This window comes from Saccharopolyspora pogona, from assembly GCF_014697215.1.
GTDB classification, from domain to species: Bacteria; Actinomycetota; Actinomycetes; order Mycobacteriales; family Pseudonocardiaceae; genus Saccharopolyspora; species Saccharopolyspora hattusasensis.
On record NZ_CP031142.1, the window covers coordinates 5,725,523 to 5,745,596 of the forward strand.

Annotated in this window: 15 protein-coding genes, 1 tRNA gene and 2 pseudogenes; 6 read left to right on the plus strand and 12 right to left on the minus strand. The window is 69.4% G+C overall.

Annotation, left to right across the window (positions count from 1 at the left end; translation table 11 throughout):
* Positions 1-11: 11 nt before the first annotated feature.
* Positions 12-848: a 16S rRNA (cytidine(1402)-2'-O)-methyltransferase gene (gene rsmI / locus DL519_RS26495; RefSeq protein ID WP_190818776.1), complete on the minus strand. Its 837-nt coding sequence runs from the start codon at positions 846-848 to the stop codon at positions 12-14.
* Positions 849-942: 94 nt separating this feature from the next.
* On the opposite strand from rsmI, the gene DL519_RS26500 reads away from it, so the two are divergent.
* Both DL519_RS26500 and DL519_RS26505 read left to right on the plus strand, forming a co-directional pair.
* Positions 943-2,517, plus strand: coding sequence for a dolichyl-phosphate-mannose--protein mannosyltransferase (locus tag DL519_RS26500; protein ID WP_190818777.1), 1,575 nt, complete (start codon positions 943-945; stop codon positions 2,515-2,517).
* A 226-nt stretch (positions 2,518-2,743) separates the two neighbouring features.
* A pseudogene (locus tag DL519_RS26505) lies at positions 2,744-3,376 on the plus strand (response regulator transcription factor).
* 163 nt (positions 3,377-3,539) lie between these two features.
* Here DL519_RS26505 and lat read toward each other — a convergent pair.
* From lat to DL519_RS26520, 3 genes are all read right to left on the minus strand, one after another.
* On the minus strand, positions 3,540-4,907 hold the full coding sequence (lat, locus tag DL519_RS26510) for an L-lysine 6-transaminase (RefSeq protein WP_190818779.1): 1,368 nt from the start codon (positions 4,905-4,907) through the stop codon (positions 3,540-3,542).
* Between the two features lie 171 nt (positions 4,908-5,078).
* Positions 5,079-5,726 (minus strand): spermidine synthase, encoded by a 648-nt coding sequence (locus DL519_RS26515; protein ID WP_223839577.1) that lies wholly within the window; start codon positions 5,724-5,726, stop codon positions 5,079-5,081.
* A 477-nt stretch (positions 5,727-6,203) separates the two neighbouring features.
* Positions 6,204-7,430: a cytochrome P450 gene (locus tag DL519_RS26520; protein ID WP_190818781.1), complete on the minus strand. Its 1,227-nt coding sequence runs from the start codon at positions 7,428-7,430 to the stop codon at positions 6,204-6,206.
* A 218-nt stretch (positions 7,431-7,648) separates the two neighbouring features.
* Between DL519_RS26520 and DL519_RS26525 the strand changes: the two are divergent.
* A pseudogene (locus DL519_RS26525) lies at positions 7,649-10,787 on the plus strand (BTAD domain-containing putative transcriptional regulator).
* A 170-nt stretch (positions 10,788-10,957) separates the two neighbouring features.
* Here DL519_RS26525 and DL519_RS26530 read toward each other — a convergent pair.
* From DL519_RS26530 to DL519_RS26540, 4 genes are read right to left on the minus strand one after another with little or no spacing between them, the layout of a single operon-like run.
* Positions 10,958-12,907 (minus strand): 2OG-Fe(II) oxygenase, encoded by a 1,950-nt coding sequence (locus DL519_RS26530; RefSeq protein ID WP_223839578.1) that lies wholly within the window; start codon positions 12,905-12,907, stop codon positions 10,958-10,960.
* A 55-nt stretch (positions 12,908-12,962) separates the two neighbouring features.
* Positions 12,963-13,196 carry a hypothetical protein gene (locus DL519_RS47265; RefSeq protein WP_223839581.1) on the minus strand — a complete coding sequence of 78 codons (234 nt, stop codon included), beginning with the start codon at positions 13,194-13,196 and terminating at the stop codon, positions 12,963-12,965.
* Between the two features lie 45 nt (positions 13,197-13,241).
* Positions 13,242-13,631: a hypothetical protein gene (locus DL519_RS26535; RefSeq protein ID WP_190818782.1), complete on the minus strand. Its 390-nt coding sequence runs from the start codon at positions 13,629-13,631 to the stop codon at positions 13,242-13,244.
* Between the two features lie 14 nt (positions 13,632-13,645).
* On the minus strand, positions 13,646-14,086 hold the full coding sequence (locus DL519_RS26540) for an SEC-C domain-containing protein (RefSeq protein ID WP_190818783.1): 441 nt from the start codon (positions 14,084-14,086) through the stop codon (positions 13,646-13,648).
* Positions 14,087-14,122: 36 nt separating this feature from the next.
* Here DL519_RS26540 and DL519_RS26545 point away from each other — a divergent pair, with 36 nt between their 5' ends.
* From DL519_RS26545 to DL519_RS49000, 3 genes are read left to right on the plus strand one after another with little or no spacing between them, the layout of a single operon-like run.
* A complete protein-coding gene (locus DL519_RS26545; RefSeq protein ID WP_190818784.1) occupies positions 14,123-15,106 on the plus strand; it encodes a DUF1841 family protein in 984 nt (327 codons plus the stop codon).
* A 19-nt stretch (positions 15,107-15,125) separates the two neighbouring features.
* Entirely contained in the window at positions 15,126-16,433 is a 1,308-nt protein-coding gene (locus DL519_RS26550) for a helicase-associated domain-containing protein (protein WP_190818785.1), read from the plus strand.
* A gap of 6 nt (positions 16,434-16,439) precedes the next feature.
* Positions 16,440-16,562 carry a hypothetical protein gene (locus DL519_RS49000; RefSeq protein WP_263399720.1) on the plus strand — a complete coding sequence of 41 codons (123 nt, stop codon included), beginning with the start codon at positions 16,440-16,442 and terminating at the stop codon, positions 16,560-16,562.
* 366 nt (positions 16,563-16,928) lie between these two features.
* On the opposite strand, the gene DL519_RS26555 is transcribed toward DL519_RS49000, so the two are convergent.
* The 4 genes from DL519_RS26555 to glp all read right to left on the minus strand — a co-directional run bounded on the left by DL519_RS26555 (position 16,929) and on the right by glp (position 20,028).
* A tRNA-Ala gene (locus tag DL519_RS26555) sits at positions 16,929-17,001 on the minus strand.
* Between the two features lie 73 nt (positions 17,002-17,074).
* Positions 17,075-17,845: a divisome protein SepX/GlpR gene (sepX, locus tag DL519_RS26560; RefSeq protein ID WP_190818786.1), complete on the minus strand. Its 771-nt coding sequence runs from the start codon at positions 17,843-17,845 to the stop codon at positions 17,075-17,077.
* 268 nt (positions 17,846-18,113) lie between these two features.
* Positions 18,114-18,779, minus strand: coding sequence for a GNAT family N-acetyltransferase (locus DL519_RS26565; protein WP_190818788.1), 666 nt, complete (start codon positions 18,777-18,779; stop codon positions 18,114-18,116).
* Between the two features lie 7 nt (positions 18,780-18,786).
* Positions 18,787-20,028 (minus strand): molybdotransferase-like divisome protein Glp, encoded by a 1,242-nt coding sequence (gene glp / locus DL519_RS26570; protein WP_190818790.1) that lies wholly within the window; start codon positions 20,026-20,028, stop codon positions 18,787-18,789.
* Positions 20,029-20,074: the final 46 nt, after the last annotated feature.

Sequence of the window (20,074 nt, forward strand, 5' to 3'; positions counted from 1 at the left end):
CGCGCGGACCTCTACCTCCGGGCGGCGAGCACCGCGTCGTACAACTCCTTCTTCCGCACGCCCGCGAGCTCCGCGACCTCCGCGACCGCGTCCTTCAACCGCACGCCTTCGGCGGCGCGCTCCTCGACCTGCGGCACCAGCTCCGCCGGATCGGCGGCTGCCGCCGGATCGGCTCCGCCGAGCACCACGGTGATCTCGCCGCGCACGCCTTCGGCGGCCCAGGCGGCGAGCTCCGCGAGGCTGCCGCGGCGGATCTCCTCGTAGGTCTTGGTCAGCTCGCGGCATACCGCCGCCCGCCGTTCGCCCCCGAGCACCGAGACGGCGTCAGCCAGGGTGTCGGCGAGCCGGTGCGGTGCTTCGAAGAGCACGCAGGTGCGTTCCTCGGCGACCAGGCGGCCGAACCAGCGGCGCCGCTCCCCCTGCTTGCGGGGCGGGAAGCCTTCGAAGCAGAACCGGTCCGAGGGCAGCCCGGACACCGCGAGCGCGGTGGTCACCGCGGACGGCCCGGGCAGGCAGGTCACCGGGAGTTGTTCGGCGACGCAGGCCGACACGAGCCGGTATCCGGGGTCGGACACGCTCGGCATCCCGGCGTCGGTGACCAGCAGGACGGTGCGGCCCTCGCGCAGCGCGTCCAGCAGCATCGGCGTCCGCGACGATTCGACCGCCTCGTAGTAGCTGACCACCTTGCCGCCGGGGGTGACGCCCAGCGTGCTGGCGAGTGCGCGCACCCGCCTGGTGTCTTCGGCGGCGATGACGTCTGCCGAGCCGAGCGCGTCGACGAGGCGCGCCGAGGCGTCGCGGGCGTCGCCGAGCGGGGTGGCGGCGAGCAGGAGCGTGCCGGTGTCCATAACCGCACAGCGTATTTCCGCAAGCCGTCGAGGTGTGGGCCACCCGGGGCGGCGGGCCACCCGCTTCGCGGCTGGTCTCCTACGATCGGGGGCTGTGAGCGTCCTCGTCCCCAATCCCGGTGGCCGCAGCGCCGACGAACTCGTCAACGTCGGCCGCAGGCCTCCGGCCCGGCAACCGGGCGAGAGCGATCCGCGTCCGCTGCTCGACGTGACGATGCCCACCGACCGGCTGCGCGGCTGGTTGGTCACGATCACGATCACGATCGTCGCAGGTCTCGTGCGGCTTTGGGATCTCGGGCACGCCACCAACGAGGGCACCCCGGTCTTCGACGAGAAGCACTACGTGCCGCAGGCGTGGCAGATGCTGCGCAACGGCGGCTACGAGGACAACCCCGGGTACGAACTGGTCGCACATCCGCCAGTGGGCAAGCAGCTGATCGCGGTCGGCGAGTGGCTGTTGGGCTACAACCCGTGGGGCTGGCGGATCATGGCCGCGCTGTCCGGCACGCTGATGGTGCTGCTCATCGTCCGGATCGCCCGCCGGATGACCAGGTCCACGCTGCTGGGCGCGATCGCCGGCGTGCTGCTGATCTGCGACGGGCTCAGCCACGTGCAGTCCCGGGTCGGGATGCTCGACATCTTCCAGGCGATGTTCCTGCTCGCCGCGTTCGGCTGCCTGCTGGTCGACCGCGACGAGGTGCGTAGCCGGATGTGGCAGGTCTGCGTCGACGGCCGGCTGGACGCGAGCAAGTGGGGTCCGCGGCTGGGGTTCCGCTGGTGGCGCTTCGGCGCCGGGCTGATGCTCGGGCTGGCCTGCGGCGTGAAGTGGAACGGCATCTACTACATCATGGCGTTCGGCCTGCTCAGCGTGATCTGGGATGCGCTGGCGCGACGCGCGGCGGGGGTCCGGTACCCGTGGCGGGCCGCGCTGATGCGCGACACCGCACCGGCGTTGTGGTCGCTGGTGGCGATCCCGCTGCTGGTCTACTTCGCGACGTGGGCGGGCTGGTTCGCCGGCGAGACGGCGACGGATCGGCACGCGACGCTGGTCTCCGAGGACGTGGGCTTCGGGTTCCTGCCCGACCCGCTGCGCTCGCTGCTGTACTACCAGCTCAACGTCCTGGACTTCCACACCCACCTGGTCACGCCGAAGAACCCGCACCCGTGGGAGTCGAAGCCGTGGGCGTGGCCGATGGGCATGCGCCCGATGCTCTACTACTACGAGTCCGGGGTGACTGGCTGCGGCCGGGAGAGCTGCGTCGAAGCGACGATGCTGATCGGCACCCCGGCGATGTGGTGGCTGGCGCTGCCCGTCGCGGGCTGGGCCGTGTGGCGGGCGACCAGCAGGATGGACTGGCGCTACGCGGCGATCCTGGTCGGCTACGGCGCGGGCTACCTGCCGTGGTTCACCAACCTGGACCGGCAGATGTACTACTTCTACGCGACGCCGCTGGCGCCGTTCCTGGTGCTGGGGATCGTGCTGGTGCTGGGAGAGGTCCTCGGCACGGCGCGGGACCACTTCGAGCGGCGCCAGACGGGGCTGCTCGCGGTGGCGCTGTACGTGGGGCTCGTGGTGGCGAACTTCGTGTGGCTGTGGCCGATCCTCAACGGAGAGCCGATCACCCAAGAGCACTGGCAAACAGAGCTCTGGCTCCCCTCCTGGCGTTGAGGACTGCTTCCGAGCTCGCGTTGCGCGACAGTGCCCGTGAGTGGTTTTGGGGCTGTAGAAATGTTTGGGAAACGATCGTCCGAAGTGCGGTAGGGCGGGCTGAAGTGCGGTAGGGCGGGCTCTTTGAAGCGGCGAAGCCGCTCAGCCCACCCCCCTACCGGCACCGCCGCGTGTTCTCAGGCCGTGCTCATCCCGTCGGCTCTCGGCGAGGAGGTCGCAATTTCCATTGAAATCGAAGGGGTGGGTTGACGAGGACTTGATCAGGGGCGCGCTGACGGCCCTGCTCGACCTGGAGCGGGACCTGGCGGTCGTCGCGCAGTGCAGCAACGGGGGCCGAGGCGGTCCGGGCGGTCCGCGAGCACCCGCCGGACATCGCGGTCTTCGACCTGGAGATGCCTGAGCTCGACGGCGTGCAAGCCGCCCGGCAGCTCGGCGCGGAGCTCCCGATCGTGCTGGTCACGCGGCACGCGCGCCCGGGCGTGCTGAAGCGGGCGCTGGAGGCCGGGATCCGTGGGTTCGTGCCCAAGACAACGCCCGCATCCCGGCTGGCGGTGATCCTGCGCGACGTGCACGCGGGCGCGCGCTACACCGACCCGGAGATCTCGGCGAGCGCGCTGACCGGGGGCGGCGCCTGCCCGCTCACCGACCGGGAGCTCGAACTGCTCGGCCATGCCTTGCAGGGCGGCACCATCGCGACCATCACGGCAGCGATCCACCTGGTCCCGGCACGGTCCGCAACTACCTGTCCTCGGCGATGATCAAGCTCGGCGTCGCCACCCGCCACGAGGCGGCCCGCCGCGCCTGGGAGGAAGGCTGGATTAGCCCCCAGTGCCCGATCCGCCAGAACAACGAGTCGTGAGTGACTGTTCCGGTAAGAACCGGCAACACCACTCACGACCCCACAGACAACGAGTCGTGAGTGACTGTTCCGGTAAGAACCGGCAACACCACTCACGACCCCACAGACACCCGTCGTGAGTGACTGTTCCGGTAAGAACCGACACCACTCACGAGTCCTTCCCTCAGCCCAGGTCGGCCAGGGCCTTGCGGAGCGCCGCCACCGCGTCGACGATCTCCTCCGGTCGGGCCGAAAGCGGCGGGCGGCAGCGCAGCGAGTCCGGTCCCGAGGGCAGGAACAGCGTGCGGTAGCTGTCGCGGGCGACGGTCAGCGCCTGGTCGCGCTTGGCCGGGTCGTGGAAGGTGATCGCGCACATCAGGCCGCGGCCGCGCGGGTCGCGGATCACCGACGGAAATTCCGCCGTCAGGTCGCGGAGCTCACCCAGCAGCAGTTCGCCCATCTGCCGGCTGTGCTCGAACAGGCCCTCGCACTCGACGACCTCCAGGATCCTGGTCGCGCGCACCATGTCGACCAGCGAACCACCCCAGGTGGAGCTGATCCGGCTGGCCTCGCGGAAGGCGTTGTCGGCGACCTCCAGCACGCGGCGACCGCCCATCACCCCGCACACCTGCAGCCGCTTGCCGAACGCCACCAGGTCCGGTTCCAGCCCGAGCGCCTGGTGCGCCCAGGCCCGGCCGGTCAGCGCGCCGGTCTGCACCTCGTCGGCGACGGTGAGCACGTCGTTGTCCCGGCAGAGCTCCTGCACGGCCTGCAGGAACTGCGGCCTCAGGTGCCGGTCGCCGCCCTCGCCCTGGATCGGCTCGTACACGAAACAGGCGATCTCCGCGCCGTACCGGCGCATCGCCGCGCGGGCGGCGTCGAGCGCGACGGTCTCCTCCGGCAGCAGCTCGGCGCTGTCCCACCGCTCGCCCGGTTCGATCGCGGGGCTGGGGATGCGCGGCCAGTCGAACATCGGGTAGTCGCGGATCTTCGCCGGATCGGTGTTGGTCAGCGAGAGCGTGTAGCCGCTGCGGCCGTGGAAGGCCCGCTCCAGGTGCAGCACTCGGCTGCCGCGCACGGCGATCCCGTTGCGCGCGTTGACCTTGGTCTTCCAGTCGAACGCGACCTTCAACGCGTTCTCCACCGCGAGGGTGCCGCCGTCGATGAAGAACAGCAGCGGCAGCTCGGGCACGCCGACCACGCGCCGGAAGGTCTCGGCGAAGCGGGCCTGCTCGGTGGTCGCGAAGTCCGGGTTGGACGGCTTGACCCGCCCGGCGCGCACCAGCGCCGCCTCGAACTCGGCGGTGCGCAGGCCGGGGTGGCCGTGCCCGAGCGGCGCCGAGCTGAAGAACATCGTCATGTCCAGGTATTCGGTGCCGTCCCGGGCGTCGCGGAGCCGGCACCCGTCGCCGGCGTCGAGGTCCACGACGATGTCCAGCAGATCGCCGGTGACCTGGGCTTTCAGCGCCGCGACGGCGTCGGTGGCCGCCTCGCGCGGGCTTGGAACGTCGGTCGGTACCACTTCGCGAACGGTCTCGTGCTGAGCGGTCATGTTCGGCCTCCCGGCGCCGTGTGGTGCGGTGTCGCGCATAACTTGTCAAGAAAAATTACATCAGGGATCCGCGAATAAGCAACATTTTTCCGTCTGAACTGCGTAGAGACGAAAGATTTTCTTTTCCTGCGGGCAGGGGGATGGCCGCGAGAACGGCAGCGCGTGGATGCGTCAGGCGAATCGGGAGCCGTCGCCCCAACGGCGCACCGGAGGCACCGGGACGGTCAGCGGTCCCGCCTCGGTGAGCGGCGCGGCCGTCCCGGACACGGCGGCCAGCTGCCGCGGCGTCAGGCAGGAAACCCGGTTCTTCGCGGCGGCGCCCCACTCGACGAGCCCGGCCATCGGCAGGCTGCGGGTGGACGCGACGACGACATTGCCCGCGCGTCGCCGCAGCAGGACACCGGGTTCGGCAAGCACGAGGACGTGCGGGAACACCTCGCAGACCGAAGCGACGACGCGCAGCGCGAAGCCGAGGTCGGCGGCGTCCCACATGTTCGCGGCGTACAGCCCGCCGTCCCGCAACACCCGGGAGATCTCGGCGAGGAACTCGACGGTGGCCAGTTCGGTGACGACGTCGCCCGCCCGGAACACGTCCAGCACGACGAGGTCGGCGCTCAAGTCCGGGGCGTCTTCAACGCCGGTTCGACCGTCCTGCACGCGAACCTCCAGGCCGGGCACCTGGTCGAGTTCGAGGTGTTCACGAACGAGCTCGACGAGCGGCCCATCGAGCTCGAAGACGACCTGTTCCGAGCCGGGCCGGGTCGCGGCGAGGTAGCGCGGCAGCGTGCAGCCGGCACCGCCGGCGAACAGGGCAGACACGACGTCCCCGGAAGGCAGGCCAATGCCGGTCGATCGCCTGCCCGATCCAGTCGGCGAAGGGCATCTTCAGGTACCCGGGTTCTCGGAAGTCCACATAGGACTGGGCGACCCCGTCGACGGCAACGGTCCACCCGGACTCCCGGTACCGGTCGGGAATCAGCTCGGCGACGCCGAACCGAACCGGCGCCTCGACGCGAACCCGCTCCAAACCGATCACCCCAAACCCGGAGATCCTAACCCGGCCACGGCTTTGACGAAGCCCGAACCTCGACTGCGGCAAGAGTTTCCGAACACCGGCCCACGGGGCCGAGGCACGGGCGCTGGCCCCGTGCGACGACGAACCGACCGCTATCTGTCAGACGACGCCTGAACCGTCCAGGGACAATGCGAAGTTCGACGGCGCTCCGGCGGACAAGCAGAACAATCGGCCAGCTTCGCGGCGCGTTCCCACACCGGTGACGCGGTCGGCCGACGGTTTTACCCGGCCGTTTCCGTCCAGGTGACCGGCAGCTCGTGGACGCCGTAGATGTTCATGTCGGTCCTGAGTTTCACCTCGCCGGCGGCGATGGCGAGCTCGAGGGTCGGGAAGCGACGCAGCAGTCCGTCGAAACCGGCGCGCATCTCGATGCGGGCCAGTTGCTGGCCGAGGCATTGGTGGATGCAGTGGCCGAAAGACAGGTGACCGCGGGCCTTGCGGTGGATGTCCAGGGTGTCGGGGTTCTCGAAGCGCTGGGGGTCACGGTTGGCGGCCAGCAGCGAGACGACGACGGTCGATCCCTTTCCGATGGTTTCGCCGCCGAGTTCGATGTCCTCCGTGGCGTATCGGTAGAGGATGTCGGCAACGGACAGGTACCGCATGAGTTCCTCGACGGCACCGGGCAGCAGATCCGGGTCGGCGCGCAGTCCGGCCATCTGCTCGGGGTGCTCCAGGAGCGCGAAGGTGCCCAGTGCCAGCATGTTGGCGGTGGTCTCATGGCCCGCGAGCAGCAGCAGGAAGGCCATGCCGGTCAGCTCCTCGATGCTGAGGTCGTCATGGCGGGCCAGGTCGGACAGGATGTCCTCGCCGGGCTCGGCGCGTTTGCGCGTGACCAGTTCGGCGAGGTACGTGGTCATTGCGCCGTACGCGGCCATCTTCTCGTCGAGCGACTGGTCCCTGACCAGGAACTTGGCGGAGTTGACCTGGAAGTTCTCCCGGTCCTCGTAGGGGACACCGAGCAGTTCGCAGATCATCAGCGAGGGCACCGGCAGCGCGAACTCCTTGACCAGGTCGACCGGCGGAGTCAAGCGCGCCAGCTCGTCCAGTTGTCGCTCGGTGATGTCGATGATCTGCTCTTCGAGCATCTTCATGCGTTTGACGGTGAAGGCGCCGGTGAGCATGCGCCGCAGCCGGGTGTGGTCCGGCGGGTCCATGGCGATGAACAAGCCCGGCACCTGCGGAGACGGTTCGGTGGGCACGGGCATGCCGGGGACCTCGTACGGCACGTGGATAACGCCGATGTCCTGGCGGGAGCTGAACCGGGTGTCGGCCATGAGCTGGCGGACCGCGTCGTAGCCGGTGACGAGCCAGCCCTCGTGACCATCGGGGAAGACCATGGGACTGACCGGGCGAGCGTCGCGCAGCCGGGTGATCTGGCGGGGCGGGTCGAAGGGGCCCGCATCGCGCTCCATGGGGAGGCCGTGCGGGATGGCAACCGGTCGGCTCATCGGATTTCCCTTCGTGGCGGTTGTTGCGGCCACGCTCGCCGACAGACCTGACATACGACTGACACGGCCCTGACACCGACCGGAGACGTGGTCGGCCAGGGCGTCCTGTGGGCGTCTGTGGATGGTTGATGATGCACCCCGGGGCCATTACCTCTGCAACCTTCTGCGCCGCGTCAGCAGTCGGAGTCCTGCCAATCGCCCATGGCAAAATCAGCCAGGTGCAGATCGGGATGCTTGGATCATTCGAAGTTCGCACGGATGACGGCGTCCGGGCCGACTTGCCGGGCGCCCGGTTGCGCGGACTGTTGATCGCCCTCGCACTCGAACCAGGTCACGTAGTCCCGAAGGCGACGCTCGTCGACTGGATCTGGGGTGAGCGTCCGCCCGCCGACGCGACGAATGCCTTGCAGCGCTTGGTTTCCCGGCTGCGGAAGGCGCTGCCGGAAGGGTTGGTCGAGGGGCAGACGAACGGCTACCGGTTGAGGGTGGAACCCGACGCTGTCGACGCCGTGCGGTTCGAACGCCTCGTCGCCCATGCCCGCAATGACGCGGATCCACGGGGGGTACGGCGGCTGCGCGAGGCCCTCGCATTGTGGCGCGGTGCGGCCATGCAGGACGTCGGTTTGCCGGACAGTGCGGCGTTTGGCGCGGCGGTCACCCGGCTCGAGGGGCTACGCCTGACAGCCGTGGAGGACCGGTTCGATGCGGAGATCAGCCTCGGCCACGGTGCGGAGCTGGTCACGGAACTGACCGACTTGGTGGCCGCGCATCCGGTGCGAGAACGGCTTGTCGCTGCGTTGATGCGCGCCCTCGTCGCGACCGGTCGCGACACCGAGGCGCTGCTCTTGTACGAGCGCACGAGGGAAACCCTGGCCGACGAGCTGGGCGTCGACCCCTCACCGGGGCTGTCCGCATTGCACGTCGCGCTGCTGCGGGGCGAGTTGGGACGGCGGGAGGAGAACCGGAAGACCAACTTGCGTGCCGAGCTGACCAGCTTCGTCGGCAAGGACGCCGATGTCGCCGCGGTCCCCGAACTCATTGCCGAACATCGGCTCACCACCCTGATCGGGCCGGGCGGCTCGGGGAAGACCAGACTGGCCACGGAAACCGCGCGCACGCTGCTCGGCGACCTGCCGGACGGGGCCTGGCTGGTCGAACTCGCGGCCGTCGGCGCCGACTTTGACGTGGCGCAAGCGACGCTCGCCGCGCTCAGACTGCGGGATGCGCTGCTCGGCGAGGCACCGGACGCGGAGCCGGCGGATCGGGTCATTGCCGCGGTCCGCGAACGGGAGGCGCTGCTGGTTCTGGACAACTGCGAGCACGTGATCGAGTCCGCGGCGACCTTCGCCCATCGAGTGCTCGGAGAGTGCCGGCGGCTGCGGATCCTCGCGACGAGCCGGGAACCACTCGGCATCACCGGTGAGGCACTGTGGCAGGTCGCGCCGTTGGTCCTCCCCGTGGAAGACGCCGACCCCGGCGAGATCGAGTCCGCTCCGGCCATCCGGCTGCTGCGGGACCGAGCCGGCGCGGTGCGCAAGGACCTCGCGACCGACGCCCACACCTTGTCGACCTTGGCGCGTGTCTGCCGGGCGCTGGACGGGATGCCACTGGCAATCGAACTCGCCGCGGCCAGGTTGCGCACCATGTCCCTCGATCAGCTCGCCGACCGGCTCGACAACCGATTCCGCCTACTGACCGGCGGCAGCCGTACCGCGCTGCCGCGGCACCGGACGCTGCGTGCGATGGTCGACTGGAGCTGGGAGCTGCTCACCGACGCCGAACGGATGGTGCTGCGCAGGCTTTCGGTGTTCTCGGGTGGTGCGAGCCTGGAAGCAGCCGAGCGGGTCTGCGCGGGCGATGCGGTCGAGACGGGTCAGGTGCTCGAGTTGCTGACCGCGCTGACCGAGAAATCGCTGGTGCTCGCCGAGGGCGACCGGGCGCCGCGCTACCGAATGCTCGGCACGATCAAGGAGTATGCCGAGCAGCGTCTCGCGGAGGCGGGGGAATCGGATCTGACGCGCCGTGCGCATCTCGCGTATTTCACCGAACTCGCCGAAATCACGGATCCGCATCTTCGCCGCGCCGAGCAATTGGAATGGCTTGCCGCGCTCGAGGCCGAGCACGACAACATCGGTGCCGCGATGCGCGGTGCGCTCACGGCCGGTGCGGCAGAAGGGGCGATGCGGCTCGCCGCCGCCGGCTGGTACTGGTGGCTCGGCGGGCACAAGGCGGAGGGCTACGAGCTGACCATGGCAGCCGTTGCCCTGCCCGGCGAGGTGGCCGACGAGATCCGGGCCACGGTGTACGCGTTCGTCGTACAGTTCGTGGCCTCGGGGCGGGGCGGTGACCAGTACCAGGCAGCGGAGTGGATCCACCGGGCTTACGAAATCAGCCGGGGATTTCAGAGCCGTCACCCGGCGCTGAGGTTCGTCACCCTGTGGGAACGCATGTTCCAAACGCCGGATGCGTTCCTGCCAGCGTTCGAACCGCTGCTCACCGGCGAAGACCCCTGGGTACGCGCTATGGCCCGGCTGCAACTCGCCAAGACGCGGATCACGCTTGGCCACGACGGCCGGGATGCGGACACATATCTCGAGACGGCGCTCACCGAGTTTCGCGCGCTCGGGGAACGGTGGGGGATTTCGTTCGCGCTGACCGAACTGGCGAACCGAATCGCGATGCGCGGCGAGTTCGCCAGTGCGTGCGAGCACTACGAACAGGCAATCGCGGTCGTCATCGAGGTTGGTGCCACCGACGATGTCGTGCCGATGCGGTCGCGGCAGGCCCAGTTGTATTGGCTGTTGGGCGATGAGGAGGCGAGCGCGGCTGCCATGGCCGAGGCGCAGCGGTCCGCGGAACGAGTCGCCTGGCCGAATGCGCTGGCCGAGCTGGCGCTGGCGAAGGCGGAGCTCGCGCGCTGGAGCGGCAACGCCGAGCAGGCACACCGACAACTCGAACGTCGCCATAGCGATGCTGGGCGACGACGCCGAGCGGGCAAACGTCCGCGCGGTGATACAAGACCTGCTCGGCTACCTTGCCGAGGATCTCGACGAGGCCCGCGAACACCGCATCGCGGCCTTCCAGGCGGCGTCCGAGGCGGGGTATGCGCCCTCGATCGCGCAGGCACTCGTCGGGATCGCCGACCTGGCGCTGCGCCAGGAACAGTTCGAGCAAGCCGCGCGGCTGCTCGCGGCGAGCACAGGCGTGCGCGGCCTGCAGGATCGTTCGCAACCGGATGTGACCCGGATCGAGCAGGCCACGCAACGCCGCCTCGGCGACACGCGGTTCACCGAGGCGACGCGGGAGGGGGCGCAGGCGAGCTGGCGTGAGTTGGTCGCGGTCACGCTCGCTTCTTGAACGTGGAGGACGCCCTACAGATACCCGACAGGCGCGATCCCGGCGCACCAGGCGAGGGCGGCGATGCTCAATCCGCCGACCGCGCACTTCACGCAGGGGCAACCTGGGTACAGGCCAGGCCCGGGCAACGGTACGCACCGCAGGACGTGCTTTATGTTCGCGCTGATACGTCATCCAACGTCGAGGTCAACCACGTCAGATCGGTCTCGGCAGTGTGCCGCGCGGTCTTGGCGCGCGTGAACAGCTCGTCGGTTTTCGTCAGCACGAGCGTGTATGGCCGGCCCTTTCGTCGGGTCTGGTGCCGCACCGGCAGCCCCGGCCGAGTCGATCTGGGTGTGCACGTGCCGGCGTCCGTTCTTCACCAGCGGCCACTCGAAGATCCGCCGCGACCGGGACCCGAGAAACGTTCCCAGCGTGTCACACAGGTCACACCCGCACCCGGTCCATGCGATTGACCAGTCGTCGTTTTCCCGCCGCGCCCGCGCGACGATCGCGCCAAGCCGCTGTGCGCAGTCCCGCGCGATTGTGTCGAACCCGGCCGCCCGCCGCGAGGCCGCCGAACGCAATGCCGGCATCAGACATTCCAGCACCGTGTCCTCGTATCCGCGCAGCGCCGTGGTGATCTCCTCGCGCGACGTGTCGTCGGCCGCCTCGAGCAGCTGTGTCAGCGGTGAACTGAGCATCTCAAGACTCGGCCGGCGGGCATCGGTGCGCGCGGTCGTGGTCCAGGTCCGCAACTCGTCGTCCAGCCAGTGCCACGTTCGGGCGGCCAGCAGCCGCACCACCTCCGGTCTTCCGGCAACACGTAGCGCCTCGCACAGACCCGGGAGCCCCTCGACCCACTCGTGCCGGTCGGTTCCGTAGTGGTGCCCCCGTTCGAACCACCCGTTGATGACGTCCCGCGTCCACTCCTGGCCGTACCGCCCGGCCGCTGCCGCCAGCCCGCCCGCGTGCTCCCGTGCGAGCGTCTCCACACGGAACGGCTTCAGCAGCATCGCCGACGTCCCGGCAACACCCAGACCCGCTGCCACGTCCAGCGCGTCGCCGAGCAGTCCCGCCCGCGACGAGGTCCTGTTCCAGAACGGCGCGAGCGACTCCGCCGCGGCCCGTGCCCCCGCCAAGTCTCCGGCCTGGATGCGATCGCGAAGCTCGTGCAGCGCCCACTGCGATCCGGCCTCGGCACGCGCCGCGAAAGCCCGGTCCCGGGGCCAGACGACGACCGCGGCCCGCCGGTACCACCGGTCCAGCGTGTTGCCGTAGTTACCCATGTAGCCCTCGTACTCGGACTGGTAGGGCTCCAAAGCCGCATTCGGGGTGGTGGTGCACACCTCATAGTCGGAGACGTACAGCGAGATCGGCTCGCCGCCGGTGCCGTCCGGGCCGGTCCACCAGCCGAGGGTGATCTCGTCGTCGATCAGGTCGGTGAGCTGATCGTCGCCGGGGTCCTCGTCCTCGTCATAGTCCTCGTCCCACCCGTAGCCGTCGGACGGCTGGACGTCCCAGGTCTCCTTCACCTCGGCGAGCGCCAGCACTGCCTCGAATCCAGCCCGCTCCGCGGCTGCGCGCATCAGCACGGCACGTTCCGCGTCGTCGCCCTTGAGCCGGCGCCAGGTCAGGCCTCGCTGGGTGTATTCGTGGTCCAGCAGGAAGACCAGCCGGTTCGGTGGGTCAAGGTCGCGGCCGCCGTACCGCGGGGTGGCCGGCGTAGTGAAATGCTCGGTCAGGCAGTGCGCCAGCTCGGTGACCGGGCCTGCCTCCGGGGCCGAGGTCTCGGCACCGGCAAGCAGGTTGAACGTGAGCGTCACCCGGTACCCGGACCTGACCGGCGTGACCTCATGACGGCAGTCCGAGTAGAACGCGACGAGGGTCAGCTCCTCCTTCGACGCGCGGTAGGTCCTGCTCTCCCCGGCGTGGTCGATGACCAGTTCCCCGCCGGTGTGCGCCGACGGCAGTGACACCACAAGGGTGCCCACCATCTCGTCGTGCTTCTCCGAGTCCTGATGAGGCAGGAAGAACTGTCCCTTGCCGTAGACCAGCATCGCGTGCGGCTCGGCCCGCAGCCGTGCCGTCCGCGGCAGCCCGAGCTCGTCACGGAAGTGCTCCAGCGCGCCGTCCAGCACCGCCGTCCAGTCGGGCCCGCCGAGCGTGATCTGATCCGGCGCCAGCTCCCACGTGTCACGGACCCCGGTGTCGGTCAGCGTCTCCTCCCCCCGGCCCGAACATCGCCGGCCGCGCCACCGCGATCAGTTTCTTCGCCAGGGGTGCGCGGACCGGCAGGCGTACCGGCCCGACCCCGGACACCTCAAGCTCGAGCATGTGCGCCGGTGCCAGCAGTTGAGCGCTGAACGACCCGGTCGGCTCGACGTCGTCGAACAGTTGTGCAAGCCGCTCCCGTGCCGTTTTCGTCATGTGTCCCCTCATATGCTCGCCGGACGTTGCCGATGTGCAGCCGGCTCACTCTTCGCCGCTGCGCCCGTTAGCCCTGGGTGGTAACCAGTGAGTGCGGTAGGCGCGCTCGATGCCCGGGTCTCCCGATTTGGAGAACCGCAGTCGGCGGCGATCCCAGGTCCAACTGACGTATACCGTCTCGCTGGGGCGCATGCCTTCGCTCTCGGCCCAGCTTCGGAAGATCCGCATCGCAGTACTGATCTTGGGCAGGCTGGCGACCATTACCCGCTCCAGGTATGGCACGCGGCAACGCCGCCAGTCCTCAACTCTCTCAGGCCGAAGCCAGCCGGTGGCGAGCAACGCGTCGATCGCGGTGACGTAGCCGTTCCTGGCGACGGCGGCAGTGCCGGCTGCGGCGATCCCGCGCCGGAGTTTCGCCTGATTCTGGGAATTCATCGACCACTGGACCTTCAGTCGAGGGAGCCCAGGCCGTGTGGTCGGCAGCATTGCTTGTACTTGCGCCCCGAGCCACACCAGCAGGTCGCGCCTCGTGCCGGTGGCCAGGGGACCATGGCGGGTTGGGTCCGCAGGTCCGGGTAGGCGAGCAGGTCCTTCGCCGACGGCTCGCGGACTCCGTTGTCTCGCAGGAAGGCGTCAAAATCGGCGACGTTGCCGGGCGTCTGGTTGACGCCGTGGCCGGCTCGCGTGACGAGTGCACAGTGCCGCTCGACCCGCTGCCGGTGCTCGTCCCAGGTCGCGCACACCTCGGCGGCCAGGCGTGGCCACCGGGCGATCAGCTTCGCGTGCTCGGCCGGTGGCCAGAAGACGGACAGCGTCATGGTCGAGTGGTGGTACGTGCCGTCCCGGCCGGCCGGGCTCCAGTTCGGGGTCACGCGGATTGGGATTGTCACTCTGCGTCCTCTTTACCAGTTGGTGGTGTCACTGAGGTGCAGGCATTTTTGCAGGACGGGGGTGGTCTTGCGGATGGCGGCCTGCTCGGCGCGGAACGCCTCGGCGGCCTCCGGGCAGGTGGCCTGCGCGGCACGGGACCAGTAGCGGACGGCGCGGTCGACGAAGGCGGCGAGTACGCGAACGGCTGGAAGACCAGCAGCGGCAACGACAACAACGTGTCGAAACCTGGGCGGCGCAGCACCGCGACAGCCCGGTCCACCAGTGCCGACGCCGCCGGATCGACCACCGGGGCACCGGCGAACCGGCTGAGCAGCCCCCGCAGCGCCGCGGGCGATTCCTGTTGGACGGAAAATGGCTCGTGCCCGACATCGAGCACACCGCAGCGGAGCCGACTACCCGACGAGCCCGCGCCGGCGCGTCATGAGAACCTGGATTACGTGAGCCCGGTGAGCAAGGGGCGCAGGCGCAAGCCCATGAAGTCCGGTCGAAGTAAGCGTGCCTCCCGGTCTCCTGGGTACGCCTCGCCGCCAGGACCGCCGGTAGAAGGCGATGTCGAGCCGGCGGCATATCTGGACGACGTTCCGCCGTCGGCGGACAAGGCCGAGGTCGAGAGCATCCTGGACCGGCGGATGTTCACCGTGGCGTACCAGAGCACCGTCATCGACGGCGAGCGATTCGACTGGCTCAACCCCGCCGACCCGGATGAGCGAGCGCTGCTGATCCAGGGTGAGCATCCCGAATACCACGAGTCGTTGGCCGATCCGCTCTTCGAGGGCGAACTCGACGGGCACTCCCCCCGGCTACACCTGACGATGCACGAGGTGATCGCCAATCAGTTGTGGGACGACGACCCACCCGAGGTGTGGCAGGCCGCCCGGCGGCTCCGCGACCAGGGCATGAACCGGCACGACATCCTGCACAGACTCGCCGCGGTCCTCACCGAGCACATCCACCCCGTCCTGGCCAAACATGAGCAGTTTGATGCCGAGGCGTACCGGCGGGCCCTCAACGACCTGTAGCGCGAGTAACCTCCGCACGGTGAACGACGTCCTTGAACATCAGGTTCGGCCGACCGAGCAGGAGGCCCAGCTGAACTTGCGGGCGGTACTGGAGTTGTGCGCGGCCGGCGAGGTGCGGTGCAGCGAGAAGACCGGCCGGCCGTCGGCGGCGACCATCCGTACGGTGCGCTCGCGCCTGGTGAGCGGCGATTTCTATCCGGACGAGCCGATCGCGGCGTTCGCGTGGCCCTTGTTGCTGCAGGCGGGCGGGTTGGCCAGGATCGACGGTGGGCGGCTGCGGTTGACCCCGAAAGGCCGTGCCGCGTTGGCCGCTCCCGCAGCTGAGGTCATTCGGGCGCTGTGGCAGCGGTGGTTGACGCACGCGGTGATCGACGAGTTCAGCCGGATCGAGGAGATCAAGGGCCAGCGGATCAAGAACGTGATCAGTGCCGCCAAGCCTCGCCGGCAGGTCGTCGCCAGGGCGCTGGCGGGCTGCCCGGTGGACGAGTGGATCGGTGTGGACGGCTTGTTCACCTCGATGCGGCGGGCACGCCTGAATCCCGCCGTCGCCCGCAGTGACATGGCGTTGTGGAAGCTGTACCTCGTCGATCCGCAGTACGGCAGCCTCGGCTACGACGGCTTCCACCGATGGGAGATCCTGGAAGGCCGCTACACGCTGGCCGTGCTGTTCGAGTACGCGGGCACGCTGGGCCTGATCGATCTCGAGTACGTACATCCCGACGGCGAGCGGGACGACTTCCGGGACAACTGGGGCGCGGACGAGTTGGATGCCCTGAGCCGTTACGACGGTCTACAGGCGATCCGGCTCAACGCCTTGGGCTGCTTCGCCCTGGGCCTCGCGGATAGCTACCAGCCGCCGGCCGCCACCGGTCAGGAACGCGGCCTGAAGATCCTACCGAACCTTGACGTGGTGGTCACCGGCTCGCTGGCGCCGGGTGACGAGCTGTTGCTGTCGGCGTATGCCGAGCAGACCGCGGATCGGGTGTGGACGATCTCGTCCACGAGCCTGCTGGCCGCCCTCGACACCGGACGTGAACTAGCCGAGTTCACCGGCTTCCTGGCCGGCCGTGCCGAGAATGAGGTACCCGGCACGCTGGATGCCCTCGTCGACGACATCAGCCGTCGTGCCGGACAGTTGACCGATCTCGGGCACGTCCGCATGATCGAGTGCGCCGACTCGGCGTTGGCGACGCTCATCGCCCGCGACCGGGCAACGCGCTCCCTCTGCCGGCTCGTCGGTGATCGCCATCTCGCCGTTCCGCTCGACAGGGAGTCGAAGTTCCGCGTGGCCGTGCGGAAGCTTGGCTACGTCATGCCCACATCCTGACCTCGCGTGGAGGGCGATGCCGACTACGTCATCGTCATGGCCGAGTTGCGCAAGCGCTGCGTCACGCACAACAAGGTGGGACAGAAAGCCCGTGCTGGCGGGATTCTCGGCCGAGCCAAGATCGGGTAGCTCAACCACATCGACCACTCCGAAGGCCGCGTGATTCGCACCATCGTCGTCGACGATGAGCAGGCACAAAAAGGCCCCCGCAAAGCGGGTGGCCCGTCCTCGCCTTCCGGCGTCGCGGTCCTACTCCACGGCCTTCAATCAGGCGCGTGCTTTAGTAGTACCTCTAAGTAAGGTGGAGCTGAGGGAACTTACTCGATTACCACCGAAGTGCTGGTCCGTGAACAGACCGGGAACACTCCCCAACGCAAGGAGCCGACGAAACGAATCCACCGCACCGTGGGGGGCATGGGGGCTCGGTCCCCCAATGTCATAACGCGAAGAGCCCCGTCGACGCATTCCGTCGACAGGGCTCTTCCAATCTTCGCGTGGAGCTGAGGGGAATCGAACCCCTGACCTTCTCGATGCGAACGAGACGCGCTACCAACTGCGCTACAGCCCCTTGTTGAGTACTGACGAAAGCTTAGCAAGGCCCGAAATCAGCTTTCGCAGCACCCCCTCTTAGGGGCCCCGGGCTATTCGCCGGAGGCTCGCCGGTAAGGCTCCCAGGTGCGTTCGTCCAGCTCATCGAACATGGGGTCCTCATCGTCGATCTCCACGCGGACGGCGCGCGCGGCCGGCCGGCGGTCGTCGGGCCGCCCGGTTTCGCGGTCGCGGTCCTCGTCGTGCTCGTCGACCGGCTCATCGTCGATGTCGACGTAGTCGTCGTAGTCGTCGATCTCGTCGCGCTCGCCGGACATCCGGGCCAGCCGACGGCTGCGGATGTCATCTTCTATGCGGACCTGGCGGCGCAGGTATGCGAGGTAGCCCACGACGACCAGGTCGGTGGCGCCGTGCAGCCACCACATGACCGGCCACACCAGGGCACCCAGCAGCGCCGTGGTCACCGCCACGAGCAGCATGACGAGCACGATGCGCTGCCGTCGGGCGTACTTTGCGCGGGCGGCCAGCGCCGCGGCTTCCGGGTCGAATCCGCCGCGGCCGGGCCGGTAGCGGCGGCCGGCCCGGACGTCATCGCTGTGCACCCGTCGCCACGAGCCGTCGGCCTCGTACTCTTCGATGGCGTTGTCAAGGTCGGTGTCAGGCATCCCGAGCGCCTCCTCCACCTCGTCGGTTGTCGCGGCTCCGGGGGTCGCCGGGCGCCGTCCGCTGCCTCGCCGCACGACTCGTGCGGCCAACGCGGAGTCGGTGGTCTTGGAAACTTCCTGGCGGCGGCGGGCGAACATTGGAACCAGTACCACCAGCCACGCCGCTGCCAGCGCAGCGAAGATCAATGAACTGGGCATGCCTCGCCACCTCCCCCTGGCCACCGGCAGCACACAAGTCTGCGATCGCCACGCTAACCACGTCAGCCACTTCTGTCTCGGAAACACGCCGAGTCACATTGGTCCCCGGAAACAAGAGAACCGCACGTTCAGAGCAGTCGGCGGCAACATCGACATCGGCGTGTCGGTCCCCGTACCGCCGAATGGCGAGAGATCTGCCGCCGTTCGGTGCATTTTTCGGCCGATCCGGCCCGGTCAGCGGTGACGGTGCGTGATCAAGATCTCGGCGTCAGGGCCGGCTCGCGCCGCCGGTCCTGATCAGCCTGCTCACCGCGCCGTCCGGGATTTCCTCGACGGTCAGGGCGTACACGTAGTGATCCCGCCAGGCGCCGGCCACGTCCAGGTAGCGGTGGAACAGCCCTTCGCGGCGGAAGCCGGACTTCTCCAGCACCCGCACGCTCGGCTGGTTCTCGGGCCGCACAGTGGCCTCCAGCCGGTGCAGCCCGACGGTGCCGAAGCAGTGGTCCACCGTCATCGCGACGGCCGCCGTGGCGACCCCGCCGCCGGCCAGGCGCGCGGCCACCCAGTAGCCGATCCACCCGGAGCGCAGCGCGCCGCGCACGATGTTGCCGACGGTCAGCTGCCCGGCGAACTCGCCGCCGACGGTGATGGTGAACGGCAGCGCCTGGCCGCGTCGGGCCATGCCACGCAGCGCGCTCCACTGCGCGGGCCAGGCCATCAGCGCGTTGCGCTCCTGCCAACCTCCGACCGCGGTGGGCTCCCACTTCTGCAGGTAGGTGCGATCTTGCAGCCTCGTCCGGCTCCAGGCCGAGCCGTCGCGCAGCCGCGGCGGGCGCAGCGCGACGGGGCCGCGCGCCGTGATCAGCGGGCCGAGGCGCGCCGGCCAGCCGGGGTGGCGGCCGATCGGGAACCCATCGGCGTCGGCGGGCTGCATCGGTGGCTCACGCGCGCTGCGAGAGGAACCGGACCTGCACGTCCTCCCCGGCCGCGACGTCGGTGGTGTCCTCGTCGACCACCACCAGGCAGTTGGCCTCGGCCAACGACGCCAGCAGGTGCGATCCCGAGGTGCCCAGCGGTTGCACCAGGTAGGAGCCGTTCTTCGGGTCGCGCAGCAGCTGGCCGCGGAGGAAGCCGCGACGCCCCTTGGTGGAGGCGACCGGGGTGAGCAGTTCGGCCGACACGGTGCGCCGGTGCGGGTTGAGCTTGCCAAGCGCGGCGCGGACCAGCGGCCGCACCAGCACCTCGAACACGACCAGCGCGCTCACCGGGTTGCTGGGCAGCACGAAAGTGGGGATCTCGTCCGGGCCGAGCCGCCCGAAGCCCTGCACCGAGCCGGGCTGCATGGCCACCCGGGTCAAGTCGAGCTCCCCAAGGTCGGCGAGGGCCGCCCGGACCTCGTTGCCCGCCGCGCCGCCGGCACCGCCGGCGATCACCACGACCTCGGACAGCAGCAGCCGCCCCTCGACGACCTCGCGCAGCCGGCGCGGGTCGCTGTTGACGATGCCGACGCGGGTGACCTCGGCCCCGGCGTCCCGCGCTGCGGCGGCCAGCGCGTAGGAGTTGACGTCGTAGACCTGACCCTGGCCGGGCGTGCGGTCGACGTCCACGAGTTCGTCGCCCACCGAGATCACCGACACCCGCGGCCGCGGATGCACCAGGACCTTGTTTCGGCCCACCGCCGCCAGCAGTCCGACCTGCGCCGCACCGATGGGTGCGCCGCGGCGCACCGCCACGTCGCCGGTCTGCACGTCCTCGCCGGTGCGGCGGACGAACGCCGCCGACGGCACCGGCTGCCGGACCGTGACGTTGGCGGGGTGCTCGTCGGTGTAGGCCAGCGGCACGACCGCGTCGGCCAGCGTCGGCAGCGGCGCACCGGTGACCACCCGCACCGCCTGCCCCGGCTGCAACCGGCGCGGCTGCCGCGATCCGACCGGGATCTCCCCGACGACCGGCAGCACCGTCGACTCGTCGACGGCCGTCTGCGCGTCGACGGCGGTCTGCACATCGACGCTGCGCACCGCGTAACCGTCCACCGCGGCCTGGTCGAATCCGGGCAGCGCCTGCTCGGCGACGACCTCTTCGGCGCACAGCAGGCCCTGAGCCTCGGAGATCGCCACCCGCACGGGCGCGGGCCGGACGGCGGCTGTGAGTACGCGCGCGAGCTGCTCCTCCACTGATCTCATGGCTGTCGACCTCTTCCCGCGTGCCCGAGCCGTGGCCGGCGCGGCG

What these genes read in the sequence shown, in the direction of transcription:
- rsmI (WP_190818776.1), bottom strand. Translation starts at nt 848, where the DNA reads ATGGACACCGGCACGCTCCTGCTCGCCGCCACCCCGCTCGGCGACGCC.
- lat (WP_190818779.1), bottom strand. Translation starts at nt 4,907, where the DNA reads ATGACCGCTCAGCACGAGACCGTTCGCGAAGTGGTACCGACCGACGTT.
- DL519_RS26520 (WP_190818781.1), bottom strand. Translation starts at nt 7,430, where the DNA reads ATGAGCCGACCGGTTGCCATCCCGCACGGCCTCCCCATGGAGCGCGAT.
- DL519_RS47265 (WP_223839581.1), bottom strand. Translation starts at nt 13,196, where the DNA reads ATGACGAAAACGGCACGGGAGCGGCTTGCACAACTGTTCGACGACGTC.
- DL519_RS26535 (WP_190818782.1), bottom strand. Translation starts at nt 13,631, where the DNA reads ATGAATTCCCAGAATCAGGCGAAACTCCGGCGCGGGATCGCCGCAGCC.
- sepX (WP_190818786.1), bottom strand. Translation starts at nt 17,845, where the DNA reads ATGCCCAGTTCATTGATCTTCGCTGCGCTGGCAGCGGCGTGGCTGGTG.
- DL519_RS26565 (WP_190818788.1), bottom strand. Translation starts at nt 18,779, where the DNA reads ATGCAGCCCGCCGACGCCGATGGGTTCCCGATCGGCCGCCACCCCGGC.
- glp (WP_190818790.1), bottom strand. Translation starts at nt 20,028, where the DNA reads ATGAGATCAGTGGAGGAGCAGCTCGCGCGCGTACTCACAGCCGCCGTC.